Raw genomic sequence first — 14,261 nt, 5'->3', positions numbered from 1 at the left:
CCCCCTGCTTCATTCAGGTGGATGTCCAGGTACGGCGCACCTGCTGGATGTGTACAGGAGCGCGCATCCTCGGGCTTGAAATGGTGGGACCTGTTCCCCTCCCGCAGGCGGGAGGAGTTAGGGGTGGGCTAGCGCAAAGTCTGAGGGTTTCTCCAACGGCATAGCAGGAGGCTCGCTCCGCTCGCACCCACCCCCTGACCCCCTCCCGCTTGCGGGAAGGGTGAACGAGGGTTAGCCGCGAGGCTTCGCGCGGCAAGCTCGCGGCGCCCCACCGAACGCCGATTTGCAAATGAAGGTTAACGCCGGGCCTTAACCACGATCTTAACGGAAGCGTTGCTATTTCATTGCTATAACGCAACCGTGAGTGAACCAACGCCATCGCGAACCCGGTTAACGGAGCTTGACGCCCTGAGGGGACTTGGCGCGCTGTGCGTCCTGACCTTTCATTATTCGACACGGTTCCACGAACTCTTCCCCCAGGCGGCGCATGTGCCGTTCAGCTTTCCCGGCGGGAATTATCGTGTGCTGCTGTTCTTCACCATTTCGGGCTTTGCGATCTTCTTCACGCTGGATCGGATCTCTGGTGTGCGGGACTTTCTGATCAACCGCTTCGCGCGGCTCTACCCGGCCTATCTTGCGGCCATGCTGCTGACATTGTCGATTGAATATCTGGCCAGCGCGACGCAACTGCTGATCGGGCCAGCGGCGATACTGGCCAATTTCACCATGTTGCAGGGTTTCGCGTTCATCCCGGAAGTCGATGGGGCCTATTGGACGCTGACCGTGGAAATTGCCTTCTACGCCTGCATGATCGCGTTGTGGTGGTGGGCTGGACTGCGCCGTCTGGAGCCTGTCCTTGCGCTGTGGCTGATCGTGCGATGGATATTTGCGCTATGGCCTGACATGCCCGAACGCGTCGTGATGCTGCTGGTGCTGCGTTACATACCCTTCTTCATCATCGGCATGCTGTCCTATCGGGTTTGGTCGGGGCAGCGCAGCTGGCGGCAGCAGGCCCCCTATGCCGCGCTGGCGCTGTTGTCGGTGGTGACGATGGAAAGCTGGGACGTCGCCATGATGGCGTGCGTGCTGCTGGCTGCATTCGCCGCGCTCATCGCCGGGCGGCTGCATTTCATCGCGATCCGCCCGCTGCTGTGGCTGGGTGGCATCAGCTATTCATTCTACCTGATCCATCAGCATGTCGGCTTTGTCGTGATGTTGAAGATGGCAGAGGCGGGGTGGAGTCCATGGATCGGATTTTTCGCGGCGTTTCTGGTGGCGTTGACGCTGGGCACGGCCATCAACCGCCTGGTCGAACGCCCTGCGGGAGAAGCGATCCTGGCCTGGTGGAAGAAGCGGCGCGTCGCCCAAGCAGCGCGGGTGGAGGGACCCGCCCCCAGCCAGGCATGAAAAAGGGCGCTGCCGCAAAGACGGCAACGCCCCTTTCATGAAAAGCCTGTTGCGTTACTGCGCGCGGGGAGCAGCCGCCGCAGCGTTGGCGGGCAATCCACCCAACTGCGTCACCAGCTTTGTATAAGCGTCGAGATAGGCGAGCACGATGACCTGCCCGATCTCTGTATTCTGATAGCCGCCGCCACCAGCTGCGGCGAAACCGCCCCACCAGCCAGCACCGCCACCGCCGCCAAAGCTCAGGTCCGACTTGCGCGAATAGCCTTCGGTCAGCGCTTCTTCTTCGGTGGTCCGCGCGTTGACGATCGACAGCGTGACGTTCGCCTCGCTCTTCTTGATCGAAATGCCGCCAGCCAGAGCGCCCAGCGTCCGGCCACCCAGCAGGCCGCCGATCATGCCGCCAAATGCATTGCCGCCGCTATTCTTGTTCGACGACACGATGTCAGGCTGCAGGAAGTAATCCGCCGCCTTCACCTGGCCACGGCCCAGATTTGATCCGGCCTGAAGCTCACCGGAGTCCGCCATCGCGCGTTCCATGTTGCGGTTGGCCATCGCGCGACCGCGATTGACCAGGCCGAAACAGCCCGACTGCTGGATGAAAACCTTCAGTATCGCTTCGGGGCTGCCCAGATTCAATTCACGCCACCACTGCGTGTCGGGTTCCACGATAGCGACCGTGCCCAGCCGCTTCGTGCAGCGCGGGATTTCGGCGGTTTTCTTGGCCTGCTGCTGACGGGCGGAAGAGCCCTTTTCGGCGGCGATCGCCGGAGACGCCGTGGCGGCCAAAACGGCTGCGGCGGCGATGAACGATGTGAACATGCGCATGATTATGCACCCCCTGGAAAATAGTTGGAAACAGTTCTGCTTCGTAGCGACCCTATTACCGCGTCAAGCTCTAGCACAACAGTGTGTCGGTTCAAGCGAGCCTTAAGTGGACATCCGCCATTGCCGCGACGTCCACATGCGCGAGTCTGCTGACAGGCCTGCAAATGGCTGCTATCGGCGCGGTCCATGACCGACCTTTCCCACATCCGCAACTTTTCGATCATCGCCCATATCGACCATGGCAAGTCGACATTGGCCGATCGCCTGATCCAGCGCACCGGTGGGCTGACCGATCGGGAAATGTCGGCCCAGGTGCTCGACAATATGGATATCGAAAAGGAGCGGGGGATCACCATCAAGGCGCAGACCGTGCGCCTCGACTATGTCGCGAAAAATGGTGAGACCTATGAGCTGAACCTGATGGACACGCCGGGCCATGTCGATTTCGCCTATGAGGTGAGTCGCAGCCTGGCCGCGTGCGAGGGCGCGCTGCTGGTCGTGGACGCAGCGCAGGGCGTGGAAGCGCAGACGCTGGCCAACGTCTACCAGTCGATCGAACATGACCATGAAATCGTGCCGGTCCTCAACAAGATCGACCTGCCCGCCGCCGAACCGGAAAAGGTCCGCGCAGAAATCGAGGAAGTGATCGGCCTGGATGCGTCCGAAGCGGTGCTGGCCAGCGCCAAGTCGGGCATCGGCATCGACGATATATTGGAAGCCATCGTCAAGAAGATCCCGCCGCCAAAGGGGGATCGCGACGCCCCGTTGGAAGCGATGCTGGTCGACAGCTGGTACGACCCCTATCTGGGCGTCGTCATCCTGGTGCGCGTGATGAACGGGGTCATCAAGAAGGGCCAGAATATCAAATTCATGATCGGCGGCACCGAGCATCTGATCGACCGCGTGGGTTGCATGCGGCCCAAGATCGAGCAGCTGCCCGAACTCGGTCCCGGCGAAATCGGCTTCATCACCGCGCAGATCAAGGACATTAGCCAGACGCGCGTCGGCGACACCATCACTACGGTCAAGAACCCCGCGACCAAGCCGCTGCCGGGCTTCAAGGAAGTGCAGCCGGTGGTGTTCTGCGGCCTGTTCCCGGTCGATGCCAACGACTTCGACAAGCTGCGCGATTCGATCAGCAAGCTGCGGCTGAACGACGCCAGCTTCAGCTTCGAAATGGAAAGCAGCGCGGCATTGGGTTTCGGCTTTCGCTGCGGTTTCCTGGGGCTGTTGCATCTGGAAATCATCCAGGAACGGCTGACGCGCGAATATGACCTGGACCTCATCACCACCGCGCCGTCGGTGGTCTACAAGATCCAGCTGACCTATGGCGCGGGTGAGATCGAGCTGCACAACCCCGCCGACATGCCCGATCCCACCAAGATTGATGAGATTGAGGAGCCGTGGATCGAAGCGATCATCTATTGCCCCGACGAATATCTGGGGTCGATCCTGAAACTGTGTCAGGACCGGCGCGGCATTCAAAAGAACCTGACCTATGTCGGCGGCCGCGCGCAGGTGACCTATGAACTGCCGCTCAACGAAGTGGTGTTTGACTTTTACGACCGCCTGAAATCGATCAGCCGGGGCTATGCCAGCTTCGACTATCATCAGATTGGTTATCGCGAAGGCGATCTGGTCAAGATGAGCATCATGGTCAACAGCGAACCGGTCGACGCGTTGTCCATGATCGTCCATCGCGGCACCGCCGAATCACGCGGGCGCGGCATGTGCGAGCGGTTGAAGGACCTGATCCCTCGCCATTTGTTCAAGATCCCGATTCAGGCGGCGATCGGCGGCAAAGTGATCGCGCGTGAAACGATCGCGGCGATGCGCAAGGACGTGACCGCCAAATGCTATGGCGGCGACATCAGCCGCAAGAAGAAGCTGCTCGACAAGCAGAAGGAAGGCAAGAAGCGGATGCGCGAATATGGCAGCGTCCAGATTCCGCAGGAAGCCTTCATCGCTGCCCTGCGCATGGGTGACGAAAGCTAGCGCCTTCAAGGCAGGCGGGTGCACCCTTGCAAGGATTGACGCAGGCAGGCCTTCCATGATGATGTCCGGCGGCCTTTTCTTGACGGGACGAATGATGTGAGCGACGCCTGGCTATATGATGAACATCCCGCAATGTTCCGGGCGCATCCGTTCCTGTTCCTGCTGCTGCTGATATCGGTCGTCGGCCTGCTGGCGATCGGCATCTGGTGGCTGCGCACCAAGGGTGAGCGGTTGGCGCTGTCGGATCGCGAGGTCCTGATGGAGCGAGGCCTGCTGTCGAAACAGCGGACGGAAATTGCGCTGTCCAGCATCCGCAGCGTGCGCATCACCCAGACTTTCGGTCAGCGCATCTTCGACGTCGGCAATGTGGAGCTTTTCAGCGCGGGGGATGTCGCTGAAATCGCGATTAAATCCATGCCGCGTCCCGGCCGAATCCGTAACATCGCGGCATCTCGCAACCTTGATCTGCTGCCGCAACGGTGACTTTCAACCTCGCCCTCTTGACCTCACGCCAATTTATTTGAACGATAGGACAGTGACGGGCCCTTAGGAGGCTCGGTTTCCGGGAAAGGACGCCACGGGGTAACGCCGCTTCGCAATGACGTGAAGGGCGGTGCAAAAGGTTGTCTTTCCATGGCGCTGCCAGTGATGCTTTCGCTACCCGACCTGACCGCGCAGCAGCGGGACGAAGTGCGTCAATCATGCGGCTATGCCTGCGTCCGGTGCGGCGTCACCATCTATCGCTATCTCCTGCTGCCCGACGCTGCCGACGCGACGCTGCTTTGCCCGACCTGCCACGGACTGGTGGAGGACGGGCGGCTGACAGCCTCTCAGGTGCATGGATTTCACACCAACCCGGTCGTCCGCCAGCGCCATTTCGCGCGCGACCGCCTGCCCTTTTCCTCTGAATTGCCGATGTTGATCATCGGCGGCACGCGGCTGTTGCGCGACACGCCCATTCCGCTGGTGCTGGACGGAGAGCCGATCATGATGTTCGCACCACCGTGCCGCAGTCAGGGCGCGACCCGCATCAGCCTGCGCATGGGGGACCCGGACGGCGCGCCGGTGCAGGTGATCGACGGCAATGAATGGCTGCCCCCCAATGGCAGCTGGCATTTCCTGCTGCGCGGCGATCGATACAGCATTACTGCCGGACGGGGCGATGGGCTGGCCATTCTGCGCATCGTTGCGCGCAACCGCATTGCGGTAGAACATCTGCGCACGACCATCCGCGGACGCCGACTGGAGGTCACGCCGGACTGGCTGGAGATCGATGGAAAGCGCTCTGTCGATCGGATTGGGGCTGGCGCGTTGGTCGGGCTGGAGTGCTGACTTGGCCAGCCTGGAGCAACGGCGGGCGGTCGGATAATCCTCCCCGTGCAACATGGGGAGGATGAGGGAGCTATCCGCACCGCGCCGAGATGATCACCATCTTCTCGTCATAGCTTACCGTCAGCCGGTCTGGGCGGAAGTCCATAGTCATGGCCATGCCGGGCGCGCCCCAGCGTAGGGTGCGCGCCTTCGACGTCTGCAACAGCTGAGCGCCGACCGCCTCATTCGCGGTCTGGCCGATGAAGCGATCAAGTCCTTCGTTGCGGCAGGGGCCTTCGACCGTGGCGGGCATCGTTGCGGGCCCTTCGCCGCCAGCACCGGCACAGGCGGCCAGCAGGGCGAGGGGGATGAGCGCCGCTGTTCGTATCATGGATGTGCCTCTTCGGTGCGCGTCATCTTGAGCCGTCCGCCCTTTACCGCAAAGGCCAGGCGGCCTTCCACCAGGTCAACGGCGTCGCGACCGAATTGTTCATAGCGCCAGCCTTCCAGGATCGACAGGCCTTCGCGTACGCCCGCGGCGAGCGCGTCGATATCGTCGGACCGGGCCAGCAGGCGGGCGGCGACGTTGATGTCGCGCGAACGGATCTTGAGCAGCAGCTTGAGCAAATCCGCGACCAGTGCGCCATCCTTGCCCAGGCCCGGTCGCTTGGGATCGCGTTCGGGCATCTCTTCCTTGTCGAGCGGCTTGTGACTGCCGAGCGCGGCCATCAGGCGTGCGCCGATGTCGTTGGTCTTCCAGGTCGCGGACAGGCCGCGCACCTTGCCAAGGTCTTCCTGCGCGCGCGGCGGATGGCTGGCGATGTCGGCCAGCGTTTCATCCTTGACGATGCGGCCACGCGGCAGATTCTTGTCCTGTGCTTCGATCTCGCGCCAGGCGGCCAGCGCCTTCAGGCGACCGAGCACATCGGCCTTGCGGCTGGCGATGCGGACGCGCTGCCACGCGTCCTGCGGTTCGTTCACATAGTTGGACGGGTCGCAGACGCGCTCCATTTCCTGGTCCAGCCAGTCGCCCCGGCCAGTCTTGCGCAGTTCTTCCAGCATCATCGGGAAAATCTGGATGAGGTAGGTGACGTCGCCGATCGCATAGTCGATCTGCCGCTTGTCGAGCGGACGGCGGCCCCAGTCGGTGAAGCGCGCGCCCTTGTCCAGTTGCACGCCCAGCCACGCATCGACCAGATTGCCATAGCCGATCTGTTCGCCCAGCCCCAGCGCCATGGCGGCGATTTGGGTGTCGAACATCGGGTGGGGGGTGCGTCCGGTCAGGTTGTAGATGATCTCCAAATCCTGCCCGCCGGCATGAAAGACCTTCAGCACATCTTCATTATCGACCATCAGGTCGAGCAGGGGGGTCAGGTCAAGGCCGGGCGCTTTCGGATCGATGGCGGCGGCTTCATTGCTGTCGGCCACCTGGACCAGGCACAGGTCGGGCCAATAGCTGTTTTCGCGCATGAATTCGGTATCGACCGCGATGTAGGGCGATTTGGCGATACGGGCGCAGAATGAGGCAAGTGTTTTGCTGTCGGTGATCAGCGGATGGATTTGCATATGGTCTTCGATCTTATTATGGGCTGGCCCGTCGCTCACGGGCTCGTCAATGCTTGACAAGACCGCCCATAGCGGGGCCGCGGCACTTTGTCATTTCCGTAAAACGAAGCTGAAAGATACAAACCGCCATGCATGCCTATCGCACCCACACCTGCGGCGCCCTTCGTGAAGGTGATGTCGGCGCGACTGTCCGCCTGTCGGGCTGGATCCACCGCAAGCGCGATCATGGCGGCGTGTTGTTCATCGACCTGCGCGATCATTATGGCATCACCCAGATCGTCGCGAAGGCGGACAGCGAACCGCTGAGGGCGCTGGAGGCCCTGCGCCTCGAATCAGTGGTGACCATCGACGGCACGGTCGTGGCGCGTGGTCCCGAAGCGACGAACCCCAAAATGGCGACCGGCACGATCGAGGTTGTGGCCGACAGCGTGACGGTGCAATCGATCGCCGCTGAATTGCCGCTACCGGTAGCGGGCGAGCAGGAATATCCCGAAGACATCCGCCTGCGCTACCGCTTCCTCGACCTGCGGCGTGAAACGCTGCACGCGAACATCGTCAAGCGCACGAAGATCATCTCGGACATGCGCCGCCGCATGGAAGGGATCGGCTTTACCGAATATTCGACGCCGATCCTGACCGCGAGCAGCCCGGAAGGCGCGCGCGACTTTCTGGTGCCCAGCCGCATCCATGCGGGAAAATTCTACGCCCTGCCGCAGGCGCCGCAGCAATATAAGCAGTTGCTGATGGTCGCAGGCTTCGACCGCTATTTCCAGATTGCGCCCTGCTTCCGTGACGAAGATCCGCGTGCTGACCGCTTGCCGGGCGAATTCTACCAGCTTGACCTGGAAATGAGCTTCGTCACGCAGGAAGACGTCTGGAACACGATGGAGCCGGTAATCGCTCAAGTGTTCGAGCAGTTCGCCGATGGCAAGCCGGTGACGCCTGCGGGCAGCTTCCCGCGCATTCCCCATGCCGAAGCGATGCTGAAATATGGCTCCGACAAGCCGGATCTGCGCAACCCGATCCTCATTTCCGATGTGACCGAACATTTCGTCGAATCCGGTTTCGGTATCTTCGCTTCGCTGGTGGACAGCGGCAGCGTCATCCGCGCGATCCCCGCGCCGGGGGCTGGTGCGGGCAGCCGCAAATTTTTCGACGACATGAACAATTGGGCGCGCGGCGAGGGCTATTCGGGCCTTGGCTATATCAACATCAAGGACGGCGTGCCTGGCGGCCCCATCGCCAAAAATCATGGCGAAGAACGCACGGCCAAGCTGATCGAGGCGTTGGGCCTTGGTCCCAATGACGGCGTGTTCTTCGCGGCGGGCAAGGAATCACAGGCGGCGAAGCTCGCTGGCCTCGCGCGCATCCGCGTGGGTGAGCAACTGGACCTGATCGACCAGAACCGGTTCGAACTCTGCTGGATCGTCGATTTCCCCTTCTATGAATATGACGAGGAATCGAAGTCGATCGACTTTGCGCACAACCCCTTCTCCATGCCGCAGGGCGGGCTGGACGCGCTGAACAATCAGGACCCGCTGACGATCAACGCCTATCAATATGACATGGTCTGCAACGGCTATGAAATCGCGTCCGGCTCCATTCGTAACCAGTCGCCCGAACTGATGGTCAAGGCGTTTGAGAAGGTCGGCCTGTCGCAGCAGGATGTGGAAGATCGTTTCGGCGGCCTCTACCGCGCATTCCAATATGGCGCACCTCCGCATGGCGGCATGGCCGCTGGCGTCGACCGCATCGTGATGCTGCTGTGCGGCGCGCAGAATCTGCGCGAAATCACGCTGTTCCCGATGAACCAGCGCGCCGAAGACTTGCTGATGGGCGCGCCGAGCGCGGCGGAGTTCAAGCAACTGCGCGAACTGCACGTCCGCGTGGTGGAGCCGCAGGCGAAGGCTTGACGATCCGTCTCCGTTCGGCCTGAGCTTGTCGAAAGGCTGCACTTTTCTCTAAGGTGAAGGGCTCAGCCCGAACGGAGAAGGGTGCGGCCCAATGTCCATCGACCTTGCCGACTATGAAAAGGGCGCGCCCTACAAGGGCGACTATGAAGCCGAACTCGACAAGCTGCAGGAGCGGCTGGCGAAGATTCAGGTCGCGCATGTCATCCATAACCGGCGATCCGTCATCCTGTTCGAAGGGTGGGACGCGGCGGGGAAGGGCGGCATCATCAAGCGGATGACCGCGCAATGGGACCCGCGCTATTATCGCGTCTGGCCGATCGCCGCCCCGTCAGCGGAAGAATGCGACCATCATTTCCTGTGGCGCTTCTGGACCCGCCTGCCCGCAGGCCGCAACATCGCGGTGTTCGACCGCAGCTGGTATGGCCGGGTGCTGGTGGAACGGGTGGAAGGCTTTTGCTCCAAGGCGGAATGGAAGCGCGCCTATGACGAAATCAACGCCTTTGAACAGCAGCAGGCCGATGCGGGCACGAATATCGTAAAGCTGTTCGTCCACATCACCCAGGAAACGCAGGACGAACAACTGGCGCAGCGGCTCGACACGCCCTGGAAACGGTGGAAAACGGGCGTGGACGACTACCGCAACCGCGCGCGGCGGGCGGACTATCTCGACGCATTGAAAGACATGTTCGCCAAAACCGACAGCAAATATGCGCCCTGGCAGGTCATCGACAATAATCACCGCAAGGCGGGCCGGATCGCCGCGATGAAGCATGTTGCCAAGACGTTGGAAAAGCTGGTGCCGATGGACTTTCCCGAAGCCGACCCGGAAGTCGTCAAGCTGGCGCAACAGGCCTTTGGTTATCATCCTTCATAAAAGTGATTGAAAACAATGCTTTGTCATAGAAGTGTCACAGAAACCTAACTTGGCGTTTACCATTTTCGCGTTAACCCGCGCTCATGCACATACTTACGGCTCCCGACCGCCTGAACGATAATCCGCCCTGTGAAGAGGCGACCAGCGGACTGCACCTGATGGCGTCCGCGCCCACCATCCGGCTGGGCCAGCCGCTTAGTGAGGCGGTGGATCATTTCCAGCATGACCCGCATCTACGCCTTTTGCCGGTGCTGGACGCGCAGGACCGGCCAGCGGGTGCCATTTACGAATGGGACATGCGGCGCATATTGTTCAATCCGTTTGGTCACGCGCTGCTGCGCAATCCCAGTTTCGGTGGCCGACTGGACGATCATGTCCGGCGCTGCCCCGTGGTGGACCGCAGCGCCAGCGTCGAGGCGCTGATCGATATCTACGCGGCGCAGGGCGCGTCCTGCGAGGGCCTGATCATTGTCGAGCGTGGGCGTTACGCCGGGGTTGTGGGCGGTCCGCTTCTGCTGGGGCTGACGGCGGAGCGGGATGCACGGCTGGCGGTAGAGCGGGCGTCGCGGCTGGAGCGGATCACCGGCGAAAGCGCCACCTTCCGCCGTGACATAGAGGCGCTGACGGGCGAACTGGTGCGGGTGGCGGATATGCTGTCCGGCTTTTCGGTCGAAGCGGCGGAACAGGCTGCGGCCAACAGCCAGGCGGCAGCGGGCATGGCGATAGCGGCGGCGCAGACGGCGGACACCCTGTCGGGAATCGCTGCATCGGGAAGGGATTTGGGACAGCTGTTCCTCTCGGTCGAGGAAGAGGTGCGCGAGGCGGGCAAGGCCTTGCACGCAGCGGTTGAGCAGGCGCGGCTTGCGTCGGCGGATAGCCGGGCGCTGATCGTCGAAGCGGACGGCATCGGTGAAATCACAGCAGTCATCGACGGGATTGCCAGGGCAACGACGACATTGGCGCTGAACGCCGGGATCGAGGCGGCGCGAGCGGGCGAAGCGGGGCAGGGCTTTGCGGTCGTGGCGCGCGAGGTCAAGGCCTTGGCCGCGCAAACGCGTGAGGCGGCAGCGCAAATTGCGGGGCGCATCGGCCATATTCGGCAAAGCGTCGGCAACGTCGCGGCGGGCCATGCACATATGGATGCCGCAATCGCTACGGCCGACCGGCTGGCGGCGTCGGTTTTCGATGCGGTCGCGCGGCATGGCGCTTTCAGTCGGACGATAACGGCCAGTGTGGCCGAAGCAGGCGCATCCAGCGACCATATCCGTTCACGGGCGAGCGAGATCAGCGGCAGCGCGACCGCTGCGGCGGACGGCGCGCGCGCGATGGGCAGCACCGCTCGCCGCTTGGCGGACGAAACGCGTCGACTGGATACACGGGCAAGCATATTCATCCGCGCGATCCAGGCCGCCTGAAACGTAAATCGTGCTGGCGCGCGGCGCAAATGCGGCTAGTCTGGCTTTCCATAGATAAGGGAGAGGACCGCATGCTCGTCATGTTCGTAGGCGCCGATCGTACCGAAACCGCCATCAACGCTGCGCAGGTAACTTTCGTATCGTCCGTCAATGAAGGCACGCGCATCCGCTTTGGCGAAGGGCGCAGCGTCACTGTGACAGAGCCGATTGGTGAGGTGTTGAACAGCCTTAACCAGGCGCTGCGGCCCCATGACTAGGGCTCGGCCCGAACGGGAAGGGAGTTCAGATTACTCCGGGTAGCGGATCGCAATCACCTCATATTCCTTCTCGCCCGCTGGCAGGATGACGCGGCGCAGGTCGCCAATCGCCGCCCCGCGCAACGCGCGGGCGATGGGTGATCCCCACCCGATCCGCCCAGCGCCGGCATCCGCTTCGTCATTGCCCAGGATTGTGACGGTGCGATGCTGGTCATCATCGTCCGCGATGGTGACGGTGGCGCCGAAATACACCTTGTCCTTGTCGGGCTGCTGACGCGGGTCGACGACCTTGGCGTCCTTCATCTTCTTCGACAGGCGACGCAGCTGGCCGTCAATCTCGCGCATCCTTTTGCGTCCATAGAGATAGTCGCCATTTTCACTGCGATCGCCATTGCCTGCCGCCCAGCTGACAATCTCGACCACGCGCGGGCGCTCGACGCCTAGCAGTTGGTCATATTCCGCGCGCAGCTTCGCAAAGCCTTCAGGGGTGATGTAATTGGGGTGGGCGGGGTTCATTATTTCTCTTTATCCGCCGGGACGCGCCGTGCGCAATTTGGTTCGCACGGCGGACGCAGAGGACCAGCTCTGCGTCCGCTGCACCAGTTCAGCCCGGCGTCTGCTTGCCCAGATATTTGGACAGGGGCGTATTCGATCCCCGGAAACGCGCGCGTTCAGGGTTCATCGCGTCATAGACGACTGCATTTTCCAGCACGCGTTGGACATAGTTGCGCGTTTCGAAAATGGGGATCTGTTCGATCCAGCGCAGCATGTCCGCGCCTGGTAGGCGGGGGTCGCCATTGGCCCTGATCCACCGGTTCACATTGCCCGGTCCGGCATTATAGGCCGCGACCGCCAGCGGATGGCTGCCGCCATAATAGTCGAGCATCCGTTGGAAATAGGATGACCCCAGCATGATGTTGTAACTAGTGTCTGTGGTCAGCGACCCGGCATTATACCCCAGGCCCAGCTTGCCCGCCTGTTCGCGCGCGGTGCCCGGCATCAACTGCATCAGGCCGCGCGCGCCCGCATGGCTGATGGCGGCGCGGTCGAACTGGCTTTCCTGCCGGGCGATGGCGTGAACCATGGTCCAGTTATATTGGGCCGAAGGGGGAACGGGAACGCGTGGAAAGGCGCTTTCGCCATAGCCGGTAAGGCCGCTCGACACCGCGCGGCGTCCGACCATCACGCCCATGTCAGGCCGCCCAATGCTTTTCGCGAGTTCGGCAGCCAGATAATGGTCGCTGTCGCTGTCGGCATTGTTCGCGATGGCGCGGGCAAATTTGCTCTGGTCTTCCCAATAGCCCATCTGTCCCAGCGCCCTGACGGCGCGCACCACCGACCGGTTGTTGAACGCCGCACGGTCTGCCGCTGACAGCTCAACGCCGCGTTCGACCTGGGCAGGCGCGGGCACCGGACGCCCCAGCCGCTCAAGCGCGAGTTGGCCGTAAAACTGATCGGGAAAGACGGACGCCTGCCCGAAATAGCTGTTTGCGTTGGCCGTGTCGCCCGCCGCCAGTGCAGCGCGTCCGGCCCAATAATAGCCTTTCGACTGGGTCTGGGGCGACCGCGCCGCCGTGGCATAGCGGCGGAACATAGCGGCGGCGTCGGCGGGGCGGTTCAGATTATAGAAGGCGGTCGTGCCAGCCAGCCAGGCGAGGCTGGTATAATCGTCGCGTTCGCCGATCGGGCGACCGCTGACATCGGTGCCGGGCGCATAGGCGTCGTCCACCTTGCTCGCGATCCCGTAGGCAAAGCTCCACTGGCTGTCATTGGCTGCCGCCCGCGCATGGGTCAGCAGCACTTCATACCATTTTTCCGCATTGCCGGGACGGAAGCTGAGCGCAGGCCGATTGGCGAGATGTTGTCGCCCGGCGATCCAGTTGCCGGTGTTGAGTAGCCATGTGGCCTTGTCCGCCACGAATCCCGCGTCGGTGGCGCCAACGGCTTCGGCGGCCTGCATCCGCATGGCGGCGTCGGGAGCTTTCTGGCGGAACGCGATGCGCGCTTCATAGACCGCGCGGTGTGTCGGCGAGACATAGGTGAGCATGCGCTGAGCGCCCGCCATGTCGTTGGCCCACAACAATATGTCGGCGCGCTGGTCATGTTCGGCGCTGGTCCAGCCGGAACCGAACAGCGACAGCAGTCGCACCTCGTCATCCGGGGCCAGCGACCCTCCGATCCAGGCGTTGCGCGCGGCGACCCGCGCCTCGTTCATCCGACCGGTCTGCATCAGCGCCAGCGCGTTGCGGGCATGGCCAACGGCGGTACGCGCAGGGAAGCGGGCGAAGAAAGCCGCGACCTGCCGGGGTTCGTAGCTGTTGGGATTGATGCCGGTTTCCGCCAGCCTGCGCATCCGGTCCTCACCGGGCCAGCCCGGATTGGCCATGATGAAGTTGGCATAGGTAGAAAAGCCCAGGCCATCGCTTTGCTGCAACGCGCGCCACTGGCTGATGATCGCCGCGACGGAGGAATCGGTGGCCACGCCGACTCGGCCACTGACTTCATTCCACGGCTTTGGCGCGGTCGATTGGGGAAGCGGCTGGACGACTGCACCGCTTGGATAGGCCGGTTGACCCGAAGATGCGGGCGTGTCGGTCTGCGCGCTGGCACCGACGGCGAAAAGAAGGAAAGCAATCAAAGGGATACGTACCAATGCAGTTTCAGGAAGGCGAGTCGACAGCATAGTGGACATCATCGC

The 14,261-nt window shown here is 62.4% G+C and carries 13 protein-coding genes; 8 read left to right on the top strand and 5 right to left on the bottom strand.

Annotated elements, in window-relative coordinates; translation table 11 throughout:
* Nucleotides 1–360 precede the first annotated feature (360 nt).
* The gene (locus FHS54_RS12460; protein ID WP_167304116.1) at nt 361–1,407 is read left to right on the top strand and encodes an acyltransferase family protein; all 1,047 of its coding nucleotides are present in this window, start codon (nt 361–363) and stop codon (nt 1,405–1,407) included.
* 54 nt (nt 1,408–1,461) lie between these two features.
* On the opposite strand, the gene FHS54_RS12455 is transcribed toward FHS54_RS12460, so the two are convergent.
* Entirely contained in the window at nt 1,462–2,232 is a 771-nt protein-coding gene (locus FHS54_RS12455) for a CsgG/HfaB family protein (protein ID WP_167304115.1), read from the bottom strand.
* 186 nt (nt 2,233–2,418) lie between these two features.
* Here FHS54_RS12455 and lepA point away from each other — a divergent pair, with 186 nt between their 5' ends.
* From lepA to FHS54_RS12440, 3 genes are all read left to right on the top strand, one after another.
* Nucleotides 2,419–4,227, top strand: coding sequence for a translation elongation factor 4 (gene lepA, locus FHS54_RS12450; RefSeq protein ID WP_167304114.1), 1,809 nt, complete (start codon nt 2,419–2,421; stop codon nt 4,225–4,227).
* Between the two features lie 96 nt (nt 4,228–4,323).
* A complete protein-coding gene (locus FHS54_RS12445; RefSeq protein ID WP_167304113.1) occupies nt 4,324–4,710 on the top strand; it encodes a PH domain-containing protein in 387 nt (128 codons plus the stop codon).
* Nucleotides 4,711–4,860: 150 nt separating this feature from the next.
* Nucleotides 4,861–5,559 carry a hypothetical protein gene (locus tag FHS54_RS12440; protein ID WP_425057313.1) on the top strand — a complete coding sequence of 233 codons (699 nt, stop codon included), beginning with the start codon at nt 4,861–4,863 and terminating at the stop codon, nt 5,557–5,559.
* 70 nt (nt 5,560–5,629) lie between these two features.
* Here the strand turns inward: FHS54_RS12440 and FHS54_RS12435 are convergent, their stop codons facing one another.
* Nucleotides 5,630–5,929 (bottom strand): I78 family peptidase inhibitor, encoded by a 300-nt coding sequence (locus FHS54_RS12435; RefSeq protein WP_167304112.1) that lies wholly within the window; start codon nt 5,927–5,929, stop codon nt 5,630–5,632.
* On the bottom strand, nt 5,926–7,104 hold the full coding sequence (gene rnd, locus FHS54_RS12430) for a ribonuclease D (RefSeq protein WP_167304472.1): 1,179 nt from the start codon (nt 7,102–7,104) through the stop codon (nt 5,926–5,928). Before rnd ends, FHS54_RS12435 begins: the two co-directional genes overlap by 4 nt.
* Before the next feature lie 128 nt (nt 7,105–7,232).
* On the opposite strand from rnd, the gene aspS reads away from it, so the two are divergent.
* The 4 genes from aspS to FHS54_RS12410 all read left to right on the top strand — a co-directional run bounded on the left by aspS (nt 7,233) and on the right by FHS54_RS12410 (nt 11,563).
* Nucleotides 7,233–9,017 (top strand): aspartate--tRNA ligase, encoded by a 1,785-nt coding sequence (gene aspS / locus FHS54_RS12425; protein ID WP_167304111.1) that lies wholly within the window; start codon nt 7,233–7,235, stop codon nt 9,015–9,017.
* A gap of 91 nt (nt 9,018–9,108) precedes the next feature.
* The gene (locus tag FHS54_RS12420) at nt 9,109–9,891 is read left to right on the top strand and encodes a polyphosphate kinase 2 family protein (RefSeq protein WP_167304110.1); all 783 of its coding nucleotides are present in this window, start codon (nt 9,109–9,111) and stop codon (nt 9,889–9,891) included.
* A gap of 83 nt (nt 9,892–9,974) precedes the next feature.
* Nucleotides 9,975–11,306 carry a methyl-accepting chemotaxis protein gene (locus tag FHS54_RS12415; RefSeq protein ID WP_167304109.1) on the top strand — a complete coding sequence of 444 codons (1,332 nt, stop codon included), beginning with the start codon at nt 9,975–9,977 and terminating at the stop codon, nt 11,304–11,306.
* Between the two features lie 71 nt (nt 11,307–11,377).
* On the top strand, nt 11,378–11,563 hold the full coding sequence (locus tag FHS54_RS12410; protein ID WP_167304108.1) for a hypothetical protein: 186 nt from the start codon (nt 11,378–11,380) through the stop codon (nt 11,561–11,563).
* A gap of 30 nt (nt 11,564–11,593) precedes the next feature.
* Here the strand turns inward: FHS54_RS12410 and greB are convergent, their stop codons facing one another.
* Both greB and FHS54_RS12400 read right to left on the bottom strand, forming a co-directional pair.
* Nucleotides 11,594–12,079 (bottom strand): transcription elongation factor GreB, encoded by a 486-nt coding sequence (gene greB / locus FHS54_RS12405; protein ID WP_167304107.1) that lies wholly within the window; start codon nt 12,077–12,079, stop codon nt 11,594–11,596.
* 88 nt (nt 12,080–12,167) lie between these two features.
* On the bottom strand, nt 12,168–14,246 hold the full coding sequence (locus FHS54_RS12400; RefSeq protein ID WP_425057318.1) for a lytic transglycosylase domain-containing protein: 2,079 nt from the start codon (nt 14,244–14,246) through the stop codon (nt 12,168–12,170).
* Nucleotides 14,247–14,261: the final 15 nt, after the last annotated feature.

The sequence above is a fragment of the Sphingobium vermicomposti genome (assembly GCF_011762025.1).
GTDB classification, from domain to species: Bacteria; Pseudomonadota; Alphaproteobacteria; order Sphingomonadales; family Sphingomonadaceae; genus Sphingobium; species Sphingobium vermicomposti.
Note: the sequence above shows the minus strand (reverse complement) of the source record. Positions and strands in the feature narration are given on the sequence as shown.